The sequence below is a fragment of the Pseudomonas fluorescens genome (genome assembly GCF_902498195.1).
GTDB lineage: Bacteria > Pseudomonadota > Gammaproteobacteria > Pseudomonadales > Pseudomonadaceae > Aquipseudomonas > Aquipseudomonas fluorescens_BU.
Window position 1 is genome coordinate 1 of sequence record NZ_CABVIY010000002.1, and the last position, 19234, is coordinate 19234.

12 protein-coding genes and 2 rRNA genes are annotated in these 19234 nt (G+C 62.0%); 13 read left to right on the plus strand and 1 reads right to left on the minus strand.

Going from position 1 to position 19234, the window contains the following annotated elements; genetic code table 11:
* From F8N66_RS05430 to F8N66_RS05465, 8 genes are all read left to right on the plus strand, one after another.
* Positions 1 to 100, plus strand: a 23S ribosomal RNA gene (locus F8N66_RS05430); the annotation flags it as partial.
* A 156-nt stretch (positions 101 to 256) separates the two neighbouring features.
* A 5S ribosomal RNA gene (gene rrf, locus F8N66_RS05435) occupies positions 257 to 372 on the plus strand.
* 154 nt (positions 373 to 526) lie between these two features.
* Positions 527 to 3979, plus strand: a complete 3453-nt coding sequence (gene recC / locus F8N66_RS05440) for an exodeoxyribonuclease V subunit gamma (protein ID WP_150769229.1) — start codon at positions 527 to 529, stop codon at positions 3977 to 3979.
* Complete coding sequence (gene recB / locus F8N66_RS05445; protein ID WP_150769230.1) at positions 3976 to 7668, plus strand: exodeoxyribonuclease V subunit beta; 3693 nt, start codon at positions 3976 to 3978, stop codon at positions 7666 to 7668. Before recC ends, recB begins: the two co-directional genes overlap by 4 nt.
* Entirely contained in the window at positions 7665 to 9773 is a 2109-nt protein-coding gene (gene recD, locus F8N66_RS05450; protein ID WP_150769231.1) for an exodeoxyribonuclease V subunit alpha, read from the plus strand. The genes recB and recD overlap by 4 nt, the downstream gene beginning before the upstream one ends.
* Positions 9774 to 9950: 177 nt before the next feature.
* Positions 9951 to 10526 carry a YfiR family protein gene (locus tag F8N66_RS05455; RefSeq protein ID WP_150769232.1) on the plus strand — a complete coding sequence of 192 codons (576 nt, stop codon included), beginning with the start codon at positions 9951 to 9953 and terminating at the stop codon, positions 10524 to 10526.
* Positions 10523 to 11791 carry a diguanylate cyclase domain-containing protein gene (locus F8N66_RS05460; protein WP_150769233.1) on the plus strand — a complete coding sequence of 423 codons (1269 nt, stop codon included), beginning with the start codon at positions 10523 to 10525 and terminating at the stop codon, positions 11789 to 11791. The genes F8N66_RS05455 and F8N66_RS05460 overlap by 4 nt, the downstream gene beginning before the upstream one ends.
* Positions 11792 to 11848: 57 nt before the next feature.
* The gene (locus F8N66_RS05465) at positions 11849 to 12301 is read left to right on the plus strand and encodes an OmpA family protein (protein WP_150770139.1); all 453 of its coding nucleotides are present in this window, start codon (positions 11849 to 11851) and stop codon (positions 12299 to 12301) included.
* Here F8N66_RS05465 and F8N66_RS05470 read toward each other — a convergent pair.
* Entirely contained in the window at positions 12298 to 13245 is a 948-nt protein-coding gene (locus tag F8N66_RS05470) for a LysR family transcriptional regulator (RefSeq protein WP_150769234.1), read from the minus strand. The two genes, F8N66_RS05465 and F8N66_RS05470, sit on opposite strands and share 4 nt — an antisense overlap.
* 164 nt (positions 13246 to 13409) lie before the next feature.
* Here F8N66_RS05470 and F8N66_RS05475 point away from each other — a divergent pair, with 164 nt between their 5' ends.
* From F8N66_RS05475 to F8N66_RS05495, 5 genes are all read left to right on the plus strand, one after another.
* Positions 13410 to 14936 (plus strand): CoA-acylating methylmalonate-semialdehyde dehydrogenase, encoded by a 1527-nt coding sequence (locus tag F8N66_RS05475; RefSeq protein WP_150769235.1) that lies wholly within the window; start codon positions 13410 to 13412, stop codon positions 14934 to 14936.
* A 10-nt stretch (positions 14937 to 14946) separates the two neighbouring features.
* Positions 14947 to 15834 (plus strand): 3-hydroxyisobutyrate dehydrogenase, encoded by an 888-nt coding sequence (gene mmsB, locus F8N66_RS05480; RefSeq protein WP_150769236.1) that lies wholly within the window; start codon positions 14947 to 14949, stop codon positions 15832 to 15834.
* Positions 15835 to 16281: 447 nt separating this feature from the next.
* Entirely contained in the window at positions 16282 to 17484 is a 1203-nt protein-coding gene (locus F8N66_RS05485; protein ID WP_150769237.1) for a pyridoxal phosphate-dependent aminotransferase, read from the plus strand.
* 52 nt (positions 17485 to 17536) lie between these two features.
* On the plus strand, positions 17537 to 18436 hold the full coding sequence (locus F8N66_RS05490) for a transporter substrate-binding domain-containing protein (RefSeq protein WP_150769238.1): 900 nt from the start codon (positions 17537 to 17539) through the stop codon (positions 18434 to 18436).
* Positions 18437 to 18505: 69 nt separating this feature from the next.
* Positions 18506 to 19234, plus strand: coding sequence for an amino acid ABC transporter permease (locus F8N66_RS05495; protein WP_150769239.1), 729 nt, complete (start codon positions 18506 to 18508; stop codon positions 19232 to 19234).

Genomic DNA, 19234 nt, shown 5'->3' on the forward strand with positions numbered 1-19234 from the left:
CCTGAAGGGCCGTCGAAGACTACGACGTTGATAGGTGGGGTGTGTAAGCGCTGTGAGGCGTTGAGCTAACCCATACTAATTGCCCGTGAGGCTTGACCATATAACACCCAAGCAATTTGCGAACTCGAAAGAGGCCAGATTGCGGTGTGTGAAGACGAAACGAACCGAAAGTTCGACGCTCACAAAACACCGATTTCCATCACATACCCAATTTGCTGAAGCGAGGCCCGCTGGCCACGACTCAGTACCCGAATTTCTTGACGACCATAGAGCGTTGGAACCACCTGATCCCATCCCGAACTCAGAAGTGAAACGATGCATCGCCGATGGTAGTGTGGGGTTTCCCCATGTGAGAGTAGGTCATCGTCAAGATTAAATTCCGAAACCCCAATTGCGAAAGCAGTTGGGGTTTTGTTTTTGCCTGCAGAAAAGTTCGAACAGCGGCAACGGGCAGGTCCGCGCTGTCACCGTCTCCCGAGAATGTTAAGGTTCGGCCCTAGCATTTGTATTTTCCAAGGAAGCCTTTATGCCGGACGCGACGTCTCTCAGTGCTGGTTTTATGGTGGTTCACGGCAACCGCCTGGACGAGTTGCGCAGCCTGGTGGTCAGCTGGATGCGGCGCTACCCGCTGGCTCCCCTGGAGAATGAGATCGCCCTGGTGCAGAGCAACGGCATTGCCCAGTGGCTCAAACTGGCCCTGGCCGAAGACGCTGAAGACGATGACATGGGAGGATGCGGAATCGCCGCGGCCATCGACGTGCAGTTACCGGGTAGTTTCATGTGGCAGCTCTATCGCATGGTCCTGGGGCGTGACGAGATTCCAGTCAAATCGTTGCTCGATAAAGCCCCGCTGACCTGGCGCCTGATGCGCCTGCTTCCGCAGTTGATCAATCAACCGCACTTCGAACCCCTGCAGCGCTTTCTGACCAATGACCCCGATTTGCGCAAGCGCTATCAGCTGGCCGAGCGACTGGCCGATTTGTTCGACCAATACCAGGTATACCGGGCGGACTGGCTCGAAGACTGGGCGGAAGGTCGCCATCAGTTGCGCAGCGGCAGAGGAGAAGTCAAAAAGCTCCCCGAAGCGAACTGCTGGCAGGCGGAATTATGGCGTGCGCTGTTGCTGGACGTCGGTGAAGAAGGCATGGCGCAAAGCCGGGCCGGTGTCCACCAGCGGTTTATCGAACGCATCAACAACCTCGAAGTAGCGCCCAAGGGATTACCCTCCCGAGTGATCGTTTTCGGGATTTCCTCCCTGCCCGCCCAAGCCCTGGAAGCACTGGCCGGGCTGGCTCGATTCAGTCAGGTGCTGCTGTGCGTACACAACCCGTGTCGTCACCATTGGGCAGACATCGTCGCCGATAAAGACCTGCTACGGCATCAATACAAGCGACAGGCGCGCAAGAGTGGCATGCCGGTTGTGCTCGACCCGCAAACCCTTCATCAACATGCCCATCCCTTACTGGCGGCATGGGGCAAGCAAGGCCGCGACTACATCAGCCTGCTGGATAGTTACGACGATCCCAACAGCTATCGTTCGGCCTTTCGCGATGGCCGCATCGACCTGTTCAGCGACAGCCTTCCACTGAACATGCTCAATCAGTTGCAGGATGACATTCTCGAATTACGTCCATTGACCGAGACCCGTGACCGTTGGCCGGCGATGAATCCGCAGACGGATGAGTCGATCCGTTTTCACATCACGCACAGCGCCCAGCGCGAGGTTGAGGTCCTTCATGATCAGTTGCTCGCGCGCTTCAGCGCCGACCCACAATTGCGTCCTCGGGATGTGATTGTCATGGTCCCGGACATCGATAGCTACGCGCCGCATATTCGCGCGGTGTTCGGCCAACTCGATCGCAGCGACCCTCGATTCATTCCCTTCACGCTGGCCGACCAGGGCCAGCGCGGCCGTGATCCACTGCTGATCGCCGTTGAACATTTGCTCAAACTGCCTGACAGTCGTTTCCCGGTCAGCGAGATTCTCGATCTGCTCGACGTTCCCGCACTACGCGCGCGTTTCGGTGTAGAGGAACGCGACCTGCCAACCCTGCATCGCTGGATAGAAGGCGCCGGTATCCGTTGGGGCATGAATGCCGAGCAGCGTGCGGGGCTCGGATTGCCGGCGGCGCTGGAGCAAAACAGTTGGCGTTTCGGTCTGCGGCGCATGTTGCTGGGCTATGCCGTGGGCAGTGCCAGTGCCTGCGGCGGTATCGAACCTTACGACGAGATCGGTGGCCTGGATGCCGCCCTGATCGGTCCGTTGGTTGCGCTGCTCGATGCATTGGAAATCGCCCACCAGGAACTCACCCAGCCCGCATCGCCGCAACAATGGAGTGTGCGATTGCAGGCATTGGTTGCCCTGTTCTTCCAGGCCAGCAACGAGCACGACGACTTCCTGCTGACCCAGCTGGACGTGTTGCGGGAAACCTGGCTGGAGAATTGCGAGTCGGTCGGCCTGCAAGACGAACTGCCGCTGACCGTCGTCCGTGAAGCCTGGCTTGCAGGGCTCGATCAGGGACGGTTGTCGCAGCGCTTCCTCGCCGGTGCCGTGAACTTCTGCACCTTGATGCCGATGCGGGCGATTCCATTCAAGCTGGTGTGCTTGCTGGGAATGAACGATGGCGACTACCCGCGTGCGCAGCCGCCGCTGGACTTCGACCTCATGGGCAGTGACTACCGCCCAGGCGATCGCTCGCGGCGCGAAGATGACCGCTACTTGTTGCTGGAAGCGTTGTTGTCGGCACGCGACCAGCTCTACATCAGCTGGGTCGGCCGCAGCATTCGCGACAACAGTGAGCGTCCGGCGTCGGTGCTGATCGGTCAGCTCCGTGACCATCTGGCCAGCGGCTGGCGACTGAGCGATGCCGCAGAAGGCTTGCTTGAGGCCATAACCCAGGAACACCCGCTGCAACCCTTCAGCGCCCGTTACTTCCATGAAGGCAATGAGCTGTTCAGCTACGCCAACGAGTGGCAAGTGCTTCACCACGCCACACAACACGCGACGGATACCGAGATCCTTGAACCCCACGTCCAGGAGGAGCCGCTGAGCCTCGGTCAACTCCAGGATTTCCTGCGCAACCCGGTGCGGCACTTCTTCAGTCAGCGCTTGAAGGTGTTCTTTGAGGCAGCCGAAGTGCCTTTGGCGGATGAGGAGCCCTTCGTTCTCGACGCCTTGCAACGCTATAGCCTCAGCGACAGTTTGCTGGAGGCTGCCCTGGCAGATCCGGACGCCCCGGAGAAGGCGCTTGAGGCACAGGCCCGGCGCCTGCAAAACAGCGGGCTGCTGCCGATGGCCGGGTTTGGCGAATGCCTTCAGCGCGAACTGATCGAGCCGCTACCGGATCTGCTGCAGCGCTATCAACAGCTTCTGGCGCTGTGGCCAACGCCCTTGACCAGCGCGCTGCCGGTGAACCTGGCATTGCATGACCTGCGTCTTGAAGGCTGGCTCAGCGGCCTGCACCAACGGGCCGATGGCGGCTTGCTGTCGATCACCACGATCCCCAACAGTATCGGTTCGATCAAGTCGCGCAAATGGCATCGCCTGACGCGGCCATGGGTCAACCATCTGGTCGCTTGCGCCAGCGGCCTGGCGATGACCACCGCGTTGGTGGCCAGTGATGACAGTCTGGTGCTCGCTCCAACCGAGGCAGCATCGGCACGACGGATTCTGGGTGACCTGTTGCTGGCCTGGCAATCGGGCATGCGCCAACCCCTGCCGATCGCGGTCAAGACGGCTTTCGCCTGGCTGGGCCAAACCGAGCCGGGCAAGGCCGAAGCGGCTGCGCGCAAGGCCTATGAGGGCGATGGATTGACCACTGACGGAGAGCGACGCGAAAGCGTGGCGCTGGCTCGTCAATTTGCCGATTACGATGCGCTGGTCGCCGACGAGACGTTCGTCGATTGGTGCAACGCGCTGTACCGCCCATTGCTCGAAGCCCCCTGGCGTTCGATGTCCAGCGAGGAGGCCCGCCCATGACTCGCAAGACACCCTTGGCCCTGGCATTCCCGCTGCGTGGCAGTCAGCTGATCGAAGCCAGTGCCGGGACCGGCAAGACCTTTACCATTTCCGCCCTGTACCTGCGCCTGGTCCTTGGCCATGGTGCTGATGTCAGTGGCTTCGGACGCGAGCTGTTGCCTCCGCAAATCCTGGTCGTGACCTTTACCGATGCCGCGACCAAAGAGCTGCGCGAACGTATTCGCACGCGCCTGGCCGAGGCCGCGCGGTTTTTTCGCGATGAAACACCGGCCCCCGACGGCCTGATCGCCGAACTGCGCGAACAGTACGTGCCCGAACAGTGGGCCGGCTGCGCCAACCGCCTGGACATCGCCGCCCAGTGGATGGACGAAGCGGCCGTTTCGACGATCCACAGTTGGTGCCAGCGCATGTTGCGCGAACACGCCTTCGACAGCGGCAGCCTGTTTACCCAGACCCTTGAAACCGACCACAGCGATTTGCTCGGTGAAGTCCTGCGCGACTACTGGCGGCTGTTCTGCTATCCGATGCAAGGCGATGCGTTGAACTGGGTGCGTAGCAACTTGGGCGGGCCGGCGGCATTGTTGCCAAGGGTTCGCGGGCTGTTTGCCAGTGAACGGGAGAATGTCGAAGGCAAGGCACCTGCCGAGCTGATCGCCGAGTGTTTGCAGGAGCGGCGGGCAGTGTTGCTGGAACTCAAACGGCCCTGGCGTGAGTGGGCGGATGAGCTGCTCGCCCTCTGTCATGAAGGGGTTGCCAGCAAGAGTGTCGACGGTCGCAAGATGCAGGCGCGTTACTTCGAGCCCTGGTTCGAAAAGATCAAGGCCTGGTCCGAGGATGAAACCCTCGAACAGCTGGACATCGGCACCGGCTTCACCCGGCTGACCCCCGATGGAATGGCCGAGGCCTGGAAGAAAGGCAACGCTCCCAACCATCCGGGGCTGGACGCAATGCCCGGCTTGAAAGCCAGTCTCGACGCCTTGCCGACGCCTGATGCCGCCGTGCTGCAACATGCTGCCCATTGGGTCGGTGCGCGCTTCGAAGAAGAAAAACGTCGTCGTGCGGAAATGGGCTTCGACGACATGCTGTTGCGCCTGGATGCGGCCTTGCAAGCCGAGGGAGGCGAGCGCCTGGCGACCTTGATCCGCGAGCAGTTTCCGGTGGCGCTGATCGACGAATTCCAGGACACCGACCCGGTCCAGTACCGGATCTTCGAGAGCATCTATTGCATCGAGGATAACAACCCCGAGAGCGGCCTGTTCCTGATCGGTGACCCAAAGCAGGCGATCTATGCTTTCCGCGGCGCCGACATCTATACCTACCTGCGCGCTCGCCAGGCGACCGCCGGCCGCTTGCATACCCTGGGCACCAACTTCCGTTCGAGTCATGGCATGGTCAGTGCCGTGAACCATGTCTTCGAGCGGGCCGAGACTCGCGAAGCCGGACGCGGTGCCTTCCTGTTCCGTGAGGACAACGGCGATAACCCGGTGCCGTTTTCTCCCGTCGAATCCCAGGGCCGCAAAGAGGTCCTGCACATCGACGGCCAGGCCGTGCCCGCGCTGAACATCTGGCAACTGCCTGCCGAGCAGCCATTGTCCGGAGCGGTGTACCGCCAACAATTGGCCGCCGCCTGCGCCAGTGAAATCACCGCCTTGCTCAATGGCGGGCAACAAGGCCAGGCGGGTTTTGTGCGCGACGGCGAAGGCTTCAAGGGCCTGTTGCCTGCGGACATCGCGATCCTGGTCCGCGATGGCAAGGAAGCACAGGCCGTGCGTGCCGAACTCTCCGCGCGCGGGGTGCGCAGCGTCTATCTGTCGGACAAGGATTCGGTGTTCGCCGCCCAGGAAGCCCACGACGTGTTGACCTGGCTCAAAGCCTGCGCCGAACCCGATGTCGAGCGCCCCCTGCGGGCCGCGCTGGCCTGCATCACGCTGAACCTGTCATTGGCAGAGTTGGAGCGGCTCAATCAGGATGAATTGGCCTGGGAAGCCCGGGTCATGCAGTTTCGCCGATATCGCGAGATCTGGCGCAAGCAGGGCGTGTTGCCCATGTTGCGCTGCCTGCTGCATGACTTCCAGCTGCCCCAGGCATTGATCGCGCGCCACGATGGCGAGCGGGTGTTGACCAACCTGTTGCACCTCTGCGAGTTGCTGCAGCAGGCGGCCGCCGAACTGGATGGCGAGCAGGCCCTGATCCGTCACTTGTCCGAGCATCTGGCGCTGTCCGGCCAGGCCGGCGAAGAGCAGATTCTGCGCCTGGAAAGTGATGAGCAACTGGTCAAGGTCGTGACCATTCACAAGTCCAAGGGCCTTGAATACCCCTTGGTGTTCCTGCCGTTCATTTGCTCGGCGAAACCGGTGGATGGCAGCCGGCTGCCGTTGCACTACCACGATGCCGGCGGCAAGGCCCACGTGACCTTGAACCCGACTGCCGAGTTGATTGCCCTGGCCGATGATGAACGACTGGCTGAAGACCTGCGCTTGCTCTATGTGGCGCTGACCCGGGCCCAGCATGCCTGCTGGCTGGGGGTGACCGACCTCAAGCGCGGCAATCACAACAGCTCGGTGTTGCACCTGTCGGCCCTGGGTTATCTGTTGGGTGGTGGCGCTACCTTGACCGAATCGGCAGGCCTGAAGCGTTGGCTGGAAGACTTGCAGCAGGACTGTGATGCGCTGGGCTACGGCGAAATGCCTGAAGCCACTGCCGGGCACTACCATCCACCGCAGAACGAAGCAGCGTTGCGTGCTCCGTTGATTCCCAAGCGCAAGGCCAGTGAAAACTGGTGGATTGCCTCCTACAGCGCCTTGCGCCTGAGCGATACCCTGAGCATCGGCAGTGACGAGGCGCCGGAGAGTCCGCAGGCACAGAAGCTCTTCGACGACGAACGTCTCGATCCGCAGGCACCGCGGGAGATGGTCGCTGGCGGCGCCGATATCCATCGATTCCCCCGTGGCCCGAACCCGGGCACCTTTCTCCATGGGTTGCTCGAATGGGCGGGCGATGAAGGTTTCTGCGCCACGCCGCAAGCCGTGGAGGACGCCATCGCCCGTCGCTGCAATCGTCGCGGCTGGGAAGGCTGGATCACCACGCTGAGCGACTGGTTGCAGCATCTGCTCAAATCACCCTTGCCGGTCGGGGGCGGTCAGGCGCCGGTGGTTTTCGAGCGGCTGAGCCACTACCAGGTCGAAATGGAATTCTGGTTCGCCAGCCATAAGGTGGATGTGCTCAAGCTTGACGCGCTGGTGCGCCAGCACACCCACAACGGCGTGCCCCGGGTGGCCGCCGAGGCAGTGTTGCTCAATGGCATGTTCAAGGGCTTCATCGACCTGACGTTCGAGCACGATGGCCGCTATTACGTCGCTGACTACAAGTCCAACTGGCTGGGCACCGATGACTCGGCCTACACCGAGCAGGCCATGGAGCAGTCGATCCTCGACAACCGTTATGACCTGCAATACGTCCTTTACCTCCTGGCCCTGCATCGCCAACTCAAGGCCCGGCTGGCCGACTACGACTATGACCGGCATGTCGGCGGTGCCTTGTACCTGTTCCTGCGCGGCACGCGTGCGCCCAGTCAGGGCGTGTATTTTGCCCGTCCGCCAAGGGCGCTGATCGAGCAACTGGACCGACTGTTTCAAGGTAAGGCAGAACCCAAGGCCGAGCCGGCCTGGGTACAGGGAGAATTGCTATGAGCCGCACCTTCGCCGATTTGCTGCCGACCTCGCTGGACGCCGATAGCCTGGCGGGCCTCGATCCCCTGAATCGCGCCGACGACTTGCTGCTGTTGCTCACGCGCTGGGTCGAACGGGGCTGGCTGCGTGCGCTGGACAAAGCGTTCGTTGCCTTCCTCCACGAGCTGGCCCCGGACGATGATCCGTTGGTGCTGCTGGCGGCGGCGTTGACCAGTCACCAGTTGGGCCACGGGCATGTCTGCCTGGATCTGTTCGAGACGCTGAAGGAGCCGGACTTCGCCCTGTCGCTGCCGCCCGAAGGTGACCTGCACACAGGCGCCATGGTCCTGCCGTCGCAGCTGCTGGAGACGCTGGACGGCGCCCATTGGTGCAAGGTGCTGGCCGCCGGTAGCCTGGTCGCGCTGGCGGCCGACGGGCGCGAGTCCGTGCAGCAGCGGCCGTTGGTGTTGTCGGGCAAGCGCCTGTACCTGCGACGCTATTGGGCGTACGAGCGGCGTATCGACCATTCGCTGCGTGAACGCCTGGCGCAGCACGAAGCCACGCCGCATGACTTGCCCGAGCGCCTGACCGGCTTGTTCGGTGCGGCCAGCCCTGGCGACGTCATAGACTGGCAGAAGCTCGCCTGCGCCCTCGCGACCCGTGGCGCCTTCAGCATCGTCACCGGTGGCCCGGGCACCGGCAAGACCACCACGGTGGTGCGCTTGTTGGCGTTGCTCCAGGCGCCGGCGGTGGAGGCCGGCAAGCCGCTGCGCATCCGTCTGGCGGCACCGACCGGCAAAGCGGCTGCACGCTTGACCGAGTCCATCAGCCAGCAAGTTCGAACCCTGAAAGTCTCCGAGGACATCCGCCAGAAAATCCCGTCGGACGTCACCACCGTTCACCGCCTGCTCGGTAGCCGTCCCGGTACGCGACATTTCCGCCACCATGGGGGCAATCGCTTGCCGCTGGACGTGTTGGTGGTGGACGAAGCCTCGATGATCGACCTGGAAATGATGGCCAATCTGCTGGATGCGCTGCCGCCCCATGCCCGCCTGGTGCTGCTGGGCGACAAGGACCAGCTGGCCTCGGTGGAGGCCGGTGCGGTGCTGGGCGATTTGTGCCGCGATGCCGAGGCCGGCTGGTACAGCCCGCAGACACGTCAGTGGCTGGAGTCGGTCAGTGGTGAACATCTGCAAGCCAGCGGGTTGCAGGAAGACACCCAGGGCGCTCATCCGCTGGCCCAGCAAGTGGTGATGCTGCGTCACTCGCGACGGTTCGGCGAAGGCAGCGGGATTGGTCAGTTGGCCCGTTGGGTCAACCAGCAACAGCCTGAAGAGGCGCGCAAGTTGCTGGCCGCTCGAAGCCATGACGATGTGTTTTGCCTGTCACTCAAGAGTGAACAGGACCGGGCGCTGGAGCGTTTGCTGCTGGAGGGTCACGGCGAAGGACCGCAGGGTTATCGGCATTACTTGAGTCTGCTGCGGGCCCGGCGTCCTGCACTCGACGCGCCACTGGATGATTCGCGCTGGATGGATTGGGCGCGACAAGTGCTGCAAGCCTTCGACGCTTTCCAGTTGTTGTGCGCGGTGCGCAAAGGGCCGTGGGGCGTGGAGGGACTGAACCAGCGAGTGACCGACGCGTTGTTGAAGGCCCGGCTGATCGACAGCGACCAGCAATGGTACGAAGGGCGTCCCGTGCTGATGACGCGCAACGATTACGGCCTGGGCTTGATGAACGGCGACATCGGCATCGCCCTCAAGCTGCCCGAGCGTGAGGGGCCGGAGGCGGGCAAGCAGGTGTTGCGCGTGGCGTTCCCGCGCAATGACGGGCAGGGCGGGGTGCGGTTCGTCCTGCCGAGCAGGCTCAATGATGTCGAAACCGTCTACGCCATGACGGTGCATAAATCCCAGGGCTCGGAATTCGCCCATACCGCGCTGATCCTGCCGGATGCCCTGAATCCGGTGCTGACCAAGGAACTGATCTATACCGGGATTACCCGCGCCAAGGACTGGTTCACCTTGATCGAACCGCGTGCCGGCGTTTTTGAAGAGGCGGTGAGGCGCAAGGTCAAGCGCTTGAGCGGGTTGATGCTGGAGCTGAAAGAAGGCAGCGAGACGCCCGACTGAAGGATGCGGCTGTAACTGTAGGAGCGAGCACGCTCGCGATGGACTCAATTGCGCCGCGTTTATCCAACTGAAACGCGTAATCGTTGACGACCATCGCGAGCGTGCTCGCTCCTACAAGAGCATTGTGCTGTGCTATCGTTGCGGCATCATTGGGCTGCGATCGAAGAGAATCACTGCATGAGGGAGGTTGGCGGGGCGACAAGGAGTGTCGTGGGTTGCAAGCAGGTACTGCTTGCCGGCCTTCTCTGTCTGCTCTCGGTTGCCGTTCACGCTCAACCGCAAACCCCAGCGAGCATGGCCGATCAACGCGCCAGATCGGTCACACAGGTGGTCCTGGGGATTCTCAGTTATGCCCGCTGGCCGATTGAACCGGGGCAACTTCGCCTGTGTGTCGTCGGCCCTACCGAATACACCGACGATCTGCTCAAGGGCACGACCCAGGCGACGGGGCGACCCGTGACGGTGCAACGGCTATTGGCCGACAACCCGGCCATCGCCACGGAATGCGATGCGGCGTACATCGGCAAGTTGACCGGTGAAGAGCGCAATCGGCTGTTAAATTCGCTGACCGGGAAGCCGGTCTTGAGCATCAGCGAAAGCGATGATCAATGCACCGTCGGCAGCCTGTTTTGCCTGCGGGTCAGCGATGACCAGGTGTCCTTCGAGGTCAACCTCGACTCCGTTGCCCGCAGCGGTGTGCGCATCCATCCGAGCGTGCTGCAATTGTCCCGTCGCAAACCGGCGGCGCCATGAGTGTGTTCAAGCCGTGGACTCGCCCGACCCTGCGCTCGGTCATCGGCCGCGGTCATTTGATCGTCGCGCTGGTGGGCGTGGCCATGGCCAGTGTGTCACTGACACTGCTCGGCGTTCTGGCCTTGCGGGTGTATGCCGATCACAACCTGCACCTGATCGCGCGTTCGATCAACTACACCGTGGAAGCCGCCGTGGTGTTCAACGACCGGGCCGCGGCCACCGAAGCGCTGGCGTTGATCGCCTCCACCGAAGAAGTGGCCGATGTCCGGATCCTCAACATGAAAGGACAGTTGTTGGCGCGCTGGCAGCGACCGGAATCCGGGTGGTTGAGCGAACTGGAAATGCAGATGGCCAAGGCCTTCCTGGAAGAGCCCGTCAGCCTGCCGATCATTCATCAGGGCCAGGAGATTGGCAGCATCGTGCTCACCGGGCACGGCGGCAGCCTGATGCGCTTTTTGTTCAGCGGGCTGGTGGGCATTGTGCTGTGCACGGCGATCAGCGCCTGGGTCGCGCTGTACCTGGCTCGCCAGCAATTGCGCAGGATCACCGGGCCGTTGCGCAGCCTGGCCTCGGTGGCGCATGCCGCGCGCAGCGAGCGTGCCTTCGACCAGCGAGTCCCCGCCACGGCCATCGCTGACCTCGACGACCTGGGCAACGACTTCAATGCCCTGCTCGATGAACTCGAATCCTGGCAGACCCACCTGCAAAGCGAAAACGAAACCCTGGCGCACAAGGCCAATCACGACAGCCTCACGGGCCTGCCGAACCGGGCCTTTTTCGAAGGTCGCCTGATGCGTGCATTGCGCAGCGCCAATAAGCTGAACGAGCGAGTGGCCGTCCTGTTCCTCGACAGCGACCGGTTCAAGGAAATCAACGACAGCTTCGGCCATGCGGCCGGTGATGCCGTGCTGGTGGCCGTGGCCAATCGCGTTCGCGCACAACTGCGTGAAGAGGACCTGGTGGCACGCTTGGGCGGCGATGAGTTTGCGGTGCTGCTGACGCCGCTGCACAAGACCGAAGACGCCGAACGCATCGCCGACAAAATCATTGCCAGCATGGAAGAACCCATTGCGTTGCCGGGTACCAGTGAGGTGTTGACCTCGCTCAGTATCGGCATCGCCGTGTACCCCGATCATGGGGCCACGCCGGGCACTCTGCTCAATGCTGCCGATGGGGCGATGTATCAAGCCAAGCGCCTCGCCCGAGGCGCACAGCACACGGCAGGGTCGGAGCACCCTGTCGCCGATGTCCCAATCAGGAGCTAATTCCCTTTGTCCTCTCTCATCCAGCGTTCCCTTCGATTGTTCACGATCACCCTGGTGATGGCCGTGCTGAGCCTGACCGGTTGCCAGTCGGTGCCGCCAAAAGGCCTGACGGCGGCGCAGATCGCCGTGCTCAAGCAGCAAGGTTTCCAACCGACCGACGAGGGCTGGGCGTTTGGCCTGTCCGGCAAAGTACTGTTTGGCAGTGACGTGGATAGCTTGAACCCGCAGAGCAGCGAAATTGTCGAGCGCATCGGCAAGTCGTTGCTTGGGGTCGGGATCGACCGGGTGAGGATCGATGGCCACACCGACGCGTCGGGCAAAGAGTCCTACAACTCGCAGCTTTCCCTGCGCCGCGCAAAAAGCGTCGGCACCGTTCTGGCCGCTGCCGGGATGAAACAGGAGAACATCCAGTTGCGCGGGCTTGGCAGCGGCCACCCCGTGGCCTCCAATGACACCGCGTCGGGGCGCACCGAAAACCGCCGGGTGTCGATCGTGGTGAGCGCCGATTAATCGGCGAACAGCATTTCGCGGCTGACGCCCATCAACAAGCCTTGATTCTGCTCGGTGACCGCGCGGATGTAATCCCACAACAGGGTGATCCGCTTGAGCTTCCTCAGGTCTTCGCGGCAGTACATCCAGAACTGGCGGGTGATGTTGATCTCTTCCGGCAGCACGGGCAGCAAACGCGGGTCCTGGGCGGCCAGGAAGCACGGCAGGATCGCCAGCGATCGCCCTTGCTGCGCGGCCACGAACTGGGCAATGACGCTGGTGCTGCGCAAGTTGGCGCTGGCACCGGGCAATACGTTGGCCAGGTACAGCAGCTCCGAGCTGAACGCCAGGTCGTCGACATAACTGATGAATGAATGTTTGCCCAGGTCGGCCGGGCGGCGGATGGCCGGGTGCTTGTCCAGGTATGCCTGGGTCGCGTACAGCTGCAGGCGGTAGTCCGTCAGTTTGCAGCAGACATACGGGCCATGTTCCGGGCGCTCCAGGGCGATGACGATGTCCGCTTCGCGCTTGGACAGGCTGATGAAGTGCGGCAGGGGCAGGATGTCCACCGAGATCGCCGGGTAGGCGTCGACGAAGTGGCTCAGTTGCGGGGTGATGAAGAAGCTGCCGAAGCCTTCGGTGCAGCCCATGCGCACATGGCCGGACAGTGCCACGCCGGAGCCGGACACTTGTTCGCAGGCCATGTGCAGCGTGCTTTCGATCGACTCGGCGTAACCCAGCAGGCGCTGGCCCTCGGCGGTCAGGACGAAGCCGTTGGTCCGGGATTTCTCGAACAGCAACGTGCCCAATGAGGCTTCCAGCGAACTGATGCGCCGCGACACGGTGGTGTAGTCGACGGCGAGACGCTTGGCGGCGCTGCTGGCCTTGCGGGTGCGGGCGACTTCGAGGAAAAACTTGAGGTCGTCCCAGTTCAGCGAGCCTAGAGATGTGATGTTTTTTTGCATGTTGGACCGGCTTTTATGTGCGTTCTTATTAGAAGTTTGCACATCTATACTCCAAAAACAGCCCGACAACCAATTCGCGGCACACGCCTCATCTCAAGGCGACTTTCCCGCCTTGGCTCCCCTGATAGCTCTCTTCAACAAGAATAACGTCCAGGAGACCCACCATGAACGCACCGATTACGCCTACCGAAACCACCGTACAAAAGGTCAAGCTGTTGATCGATGGCGAGTGGGTCGAATCCAAGACCACCGAGTGGCACGACATCGTCAACCCGGCTACCCAGCAAGTACTGGCCAAAGTGCCGTTTGCCACCGCTGAAGAAGTCGACGCGGCGATCAGCGCGGCCCATCGCGCCTTCCAGACCTGGAAGCTGACCCCGATCGGCGCGCGGATGCGCATCATGCTCAAGCTCCAGGCGTTGATTCGCGAACACTCCAAGCGTATCGCCGCCGTTCTGAGCGCCGAGCAGGGCAAAACCATCGCTGACGCCGAGGGCGACATTTTCCGTGGCCTGGAAGTGGTCGAGCACGCCTGCTCCATCGGCACCCTGCAAATGGGCGAGTTCGCCGAGAACGTCGCCGGCGGTGTCGACACCTACACCCTGCGCCAACCGATCGGTGTGTGCGCAGGCATTACCCCGTTCAACTTCCCGGCGATGATTCCGCTGTGGATGTTCCCGATGGCCATCGCCTGCGGCAACACCTTCGTGCTCAAGCCGTCCGAACAGGACCCGATGTCGACCATGCTGCTGGTGGAACTGGCCATCGAGGCCGGCATTCCGGCCGGAGTGCTCAACGTCGTGCACGGCGGCAAGGACGTGGTGGACGGGCTCTGCACGCATAAGGACATCAAGGCGGTGTCCTTCGTCGGTTCGACCGCGGTCGGGACGCACGTCTACGACCTGGCCGGCAAACACGGCAAGCGCGTGCAATCGATGATGGGCGCGAAGAACCACGCCGTGGTGCTGCCGGATGCCAATCGCGAGCAAGCGTTGAACGCACTGGTGGGTGCCGGTTTCGGCGCGGCCGGTCAGCGCTGCATGGCGACCTCCGTGGTGGTGCTGGTGGGCGCGGCCAAGCAATGGCTGCCAGACCTGAAGGCGCTGGCGCAGAAACTCAAAGTGAACGCCGGCAGCGAGCCAGGCACCGACGTTGGCCCGGTGATTTCGAAAAAGGCCAAAGCGCGGATTCTCGATCTGATCGAGAGCGGCATCAAGGAAGGCGCCAAGCTGGAACTGGACGGTCGCGAGATCTCGGTTCCCGGTTACGAGAAGGGCAACTTTGTCGGCCCGACCCTGTTCTCCGGCGTGACCACCGACATGCAGATCTACACCCAGGAAATCTTCGGTCCGGTGCTGGTGGTGCTGGAAGTCGCCACCCTCGACGAAGCCATTGCCCTGGTCAATGCCAACCCGTTCGGCAACGGTACGGGCCTGTTCACCCAGAGCGGTGCGGCGGCGCGTAAATTCCAGAGCGAAATCGACGTCGGCCAGGTCGGTATCAACATCCCGATCCCGGTGCCTGTGCCGTTCTTCAGCTTCACCGGTTCCCGTGGTTCCAAGCTGGGCGACCTGGGCCCGTACGGCAAGCAAGTGGTGCAGTTCTACACTCAGACCAAGACGGTCACCAGCCGCTGGTTTGACGATGACAGCGTCAACGACGGTGTGAACACCACCATCAACTTGCGTTAAGGAGCGGGACATGAAAATCGCTTTTATCGGTCTGGGCAACATGGGCGCGCCGATGGCGCGCAACCTGATCAAGGCCGGTCACTCGCTGAATCTGGTCGACCTGAACAAAACCGTGCTGGCGGAACTTGAGCAACTGGGCGGCACCATCAGCGCGTCGGCCCGCGAAGCGGCGCAGGGCGCGGAACTGGTGATCACCATGCTGCCGGCCGCCGTGCATGTGCGCAGCGTCTGGCTGGGTGAAGACGGCGTGCTCGCCGGCATCGGCAAAGGCGTGCCGGCCGTGGATTGCAGCACCATCGATCCACAGACCGCCCGTGACGTGGCCACCGCCGCCGCCAAGCAGGGTGTGGCCATGGCCGATGCGCCGGTTTCCGGCGGTACGGGTGGTGCAGCGGCCGGGACACTGACCTTCATGGTCGGCGCCACCCCTGAACTGTTCGCCACCCTGCAACCGGTGCTGGCGCAGATGGGCCGCAACATCGTCCATTGCGGCGAAGTTGGCACCGGGCAGATCGCCAAGATCTGCAACAACCTGCTGCTGGGGATTTCCATGGTCGGCGTCAGCGAGGCCATGGCGTTGGGCGATGCCCTGGGCATCGACACCAAGGTGCTCGCGGGCATCATCAACAGCTCCACCGGACGTTGCTGGAGTTCGGAGATGTACAACCCCTGGCCCGGCATCGTCGAGACGGCGCCGGCCTCGCGCGGCTATACCGGTGGTTTCGGTGCCGAGCTGATGCTCAAGGACCTGGGGCTGGCCACGGAGGCCGCACGCCAGGCGCATCAACCGGTGGTACTCGGCGCGGTGGCCCAGCAGTTGTACCAGGCGATGAGCTTGCGCGGGGAAGGGGGCAGCGACTTCTCGGCGATCATCAACGGCTATCGCAAACCGCAGTAACCCCTGTAGGAGCGAGCATGCTCGCGATGGTCGTCAACGATAACGCGGGATATCAGGTTCCCCGCGTTGCTCTCGGGTTTTTCGCGAGCAGGCTCGCTCCTACAGTTTGAGGCGTGTGCGCATCGACACTTACCGGTAAATCACGTCGGGTGATTTACCGGTTTTTTTGTTTCTGACGAACAGGTTTTTCTTCGAGTATTCAATCACTTCCTCTCTTTGCACTCCTCATCGACTCATCGTATCTCTTAAAAAAACGTGCCACCTCTATTGCCATCCGCTCGCCCGCTAAACAGCTCAAGTGCGCGGTTTCAAGCACCTTTCCCCTCATCAAAATTCACCTTTCCTGTCGATTGCAAAAAACTTTTTTCTGATGTCATACTACGTCGTACAACAACAAGAGGCGCTGATAAGTCCTCGGCGAACCTCCACGGAAGGCGGGTATTTTTTATGAGTTTCGAAAGTCGACGCGTCAAAGAAATCTCTTCATCCCCCAGCATGATCATTTCCATGCGAGCCAAGGAATTGGCCAGCCAGGGCCGCGACATTGTCGACATGAGCCTCGGCGAACCGGACTTCGATACCCCGGCGCATATCATCGAAGCAGCCAGTCAGGCCATGCGTGACGGTCACACTCGCTACACCGCGCCCCAGGGCACCCTGGCGCTGCGCCAGGCGATCGTCAGCAAATTCCAGCGCGAAAACGGCCTGAGCTACAACGTCGATGAAATCACCGTCGGCAATGGCGCCAAGCAAGTCATCTTCAACACCTTCATGGCCACGCTGGAGCCCGGCGACGAGGTCGTCATCCCCGCGCCGTACTGGGTGTCCTATTCCGATATTGTCACGCTCAACGGCGGCAGCCCGCGGGTCATCCCTTGCGGCATCGACGTCGGTTTCAAGCTGACTGCTGAGGTGTTGCAAGGGGCGCTGACCGAGAAAACCCGCTGGTTGATCCTCAATTCGCCGTCCAACCCCAGCGGGGCCATCTACACCCAGGCAGAGCTGCAAGCGCTGGGCAACGTCCTGGACGATTTTCCCAACGTGCTGGTGATGTCCGACGAAATCTACGAGCACGTCTTGCTGGCGGACCAACCCTTCGTGTCCTTCGGCAACGCGTGCCCGCAACTGCGTGAACGCACGCTGTTGATCAATGGTGTCGCCAAGGCCTATGCCATGACCGGCTGGCGCATCGGTTACGCCGCCGGGCCGAAAGCCCTGATCGCGGCCATCAGCAAGATTCAATCGCAAAGCACCTCGGGGGCCAGCGCGATCTCCCAGGAAGCGTCCCGCGCGGCCCTTGACGGCCCGCAGGATTTTGTCAGCCGCAGCGCCGCCGAATACAGCGAGCGCGGTCGCTTGCTGGTGGAGGGCCTGAGCGCGTGCGAGGGGTTGCGCGTGAGTGCACCGGCCGGGGCCTTCTATGCCTTTCCCGAATGCAGCCAGTTGCTGGGCCGGGTCAGTCCCCAGGGACGGGTGATGACCGATGACGTCGAATTGTCTGCCTACCTGCTCGATCAGGCAGGTGTCGCGGTAGTGCCGGGCCTGGCATTCGGCTTGCCGGGGTATTTCCGGCTGTCGTTTGCCACGTCCCGCGAGCAAATAACAAAAGCGGTCGTACGTATTCGTGAAGCGCTTGCAGCCTTGCGCTGAAGCCTTCGCCCTTCGCTGTGCCAAAGCTGCCATAACAATATCGGAGATCCCCATGTTCGATCAGAAGAAAAAGCTGCTTGCCCTCGTCGTCGCTGCTTGCCTGAGCGCCAGCGCCGCGCAGGCCGATGAGCTCACCGGAACGCTGAAAAAGATCAAGGAACAGGGCACCGTCACGCTCGGCTATCGCGATGCATCGTTGCCGTTCTCCTACCTCAACGATGCCCAGCAGCCCATCGGCTACAGCATCGATCTGTGCCAGAAGATCGTCGATCAAATCAAGGTCAAGGTCGGCGAACCCAATCTGAAGACCGAGTACGTCTCGGTGGTGGCGGCCACCCGTACGCCCTTGCTGATCAATGGCACCATCGACCTGGAGTGCGGCGTCACCACCAACACCGTCGAGCGTCAGAAGCAGATCGGGTTCCTGCTCACCAGCTACGTGGCCAGCGCCAAATACGCGGTGAAAAAGAACGCGGGCATCAACAGCGTGGCTGATCTCAAAGGCAAGTCCGTGGTGGTGATCACCGGTGGCAGCGGCGAATGGATCACCAAGAACCTCGATCGCGAGAAAGCGCTGGGCCTGAAGATCCTCAATGCCAAGGACGGTGGCGAAGCCTTCCTGATGCTGGAGACCGGTCGCGCGGTGGCCTACATCAATGACGATGTGCAGCTGATGGCGACCATCGCCCAAAGCCGCAGCCCGGACGCCTACACCCTGCTGCCTGAGCCGATGTCGGCCGAGCCCTATGCCATCGGCATCCGCAAGAACGATCCGCAGTTCAAGACCTTCGCCGACGACGTGCTGCGCAACCTGTACAGCAGCGGTGTGATCGATACCCAGTACCCGAAATGGTTCCAGCAGCCGATCCCGCCGAAAAGCGCGGTCATCAACCTGCCAATGAGTGAAGCACTCAAGGAAGCCATCGCTCACCCGAACGATACCGGCGTCTGATTCCATCCCGTCACCGGGCAGGGCGGGGCATTTGTTCCGACCCTGCTTCTGCTCAAAGGTTGGTGTTTCATGGATTACAGCTGGAATTGGGGCATCTTCTGGGACGCCGCGCCCGGAGAGAGTTCGTCTTACCTGTATTGGCTGATCACCGGCACCAGCTGGACCCTGGCGACCACACTCGCCGCGTTCACCCTGGCGTTCCTGATCGGCGGTTTGGTCGGCACCTTGCGCACCAGCACGCTGCGCCCGCTGGTGTGGCTGGGCAATTTGTACACCGAGGTATTCCGCAACATTCCCTTGCTGGTGCAGATGTTCATCTGTTTCTTCGTCGTGCCCGAGCTGCTGCCGGTGTCGCTGGGCGATTACCTCAAGCAGGACTTGCCGTATCCCTCGTTTTTCAGCGCCGTCGTGGCCTTGACGCTGTTCACCTCGGCCAAGCTGTCGGAGCTGTTCAAGGCGGGCATCGAGTCGGTGGCCGCGGGCCAGCGCGGTGCGGCGCTGGCGTTGGGTCTGCGGCCGACACAGATGTACCTGCAGGTGCTATTGCCGCAGGCGATCCGCGTGGTGTTTCCGCCACTCACGTCCGAGGCGCTGAACACCCTGAAGAACTCTTCGGTGGCGCTGACCATCGGCCTGATGGAGCTGACCGCGCAAGCGCGCAACGTCAGTGAATATTCATTCAATACGTTCGAAGCCTTCACTGCCGCGACGCTGATCTACGTGGTCGTTTCGCTGCTGGTGACGTTCGTCATGGGGCGCATCGAGCGGTCCCTGACCATTCGCGGTGCGACGAGGTAA

Coding starts and splice junctions, on each gene's coding strand:
- recC (WP_150769229.1), top strand. CDS start 527: ATGCCGGACGCGACGTCTCTCAGTGCTGGTTTTATGGTGGTTCACGGC.
- recD (WP_150769231.1), top strand. CDS start 7,665: ATGAGCCGCACCTTCGCCGATTTGCTGCCGACCTCGCTGGACGCCGAT.
- F8N66_RS05460 (WP_150769233.1), top strand. CDS start 10,523: ATGAGTGTGTTCAAGCCGTGGACTCGCCCGACCCTGCGCTCGGTCATC.
- F8N66_RS05490 (WP_150769238.1), top strand. CDS start 17,537: ATGTTCGATCAGAAGAAAAAGCTGCTTGCCCTCGTCGTCGCTGCTTGC.
- mmsB (WP_150769236.1), top strand. CDS start 14,947: ATGAAAATCGCTTTTATCGGTCTGGGCAACATGGGCGCGCCGATGGCG.
- F8N66_RS05470 (WP_150769234.1), bottom strand. CDS start 13,245: ATGCAAAAAAACATCACATCTCTAGGCTCGCTGAACTGGGACGACCTC.
- F8N66_RS05465 (WP_150770139.1), top strand. CDS start 11,849: ATGGCCGTGCTGAGCCTGACCGGTTGCCAGTCGGTGCCGCCAAAAGGC.
- F8N66_RS05495 (WP_150769239.1), top strand. CDS start 18,506: ATGGATTACAGCTGGAATTGGGGCATCTTCTGGGACGCCGCGCCCGGA.
- F8N66_RS05485 (WP_150769237.1), top strand. CDS start 16,282: ATGAGTTTCGAAAGTCGACGCGTCAAAGAAATCTCTTCATCCCCCAGC.
- recB (WP_150769230.1), top strand. CDS start 3,976: ATGACTCGCAAGACACCCTTGGCCCTGGCATTCCCGCTGCGTGGCAGT.
- F8N66_RS05475 (WP_150769235.1), top strand. CDS start 13,410: ATGAACGCACCGATTACGCCTACCGAAACCACCGTACAAAAGGTCAAG.
- F8N66_RS05455 (WP_150769232.1), top strand. CDS start 9,951: ATGAGGGAGGTTGGCGGGGCGACAAGGAGTGTCGTGGGTTGCAAGCAG.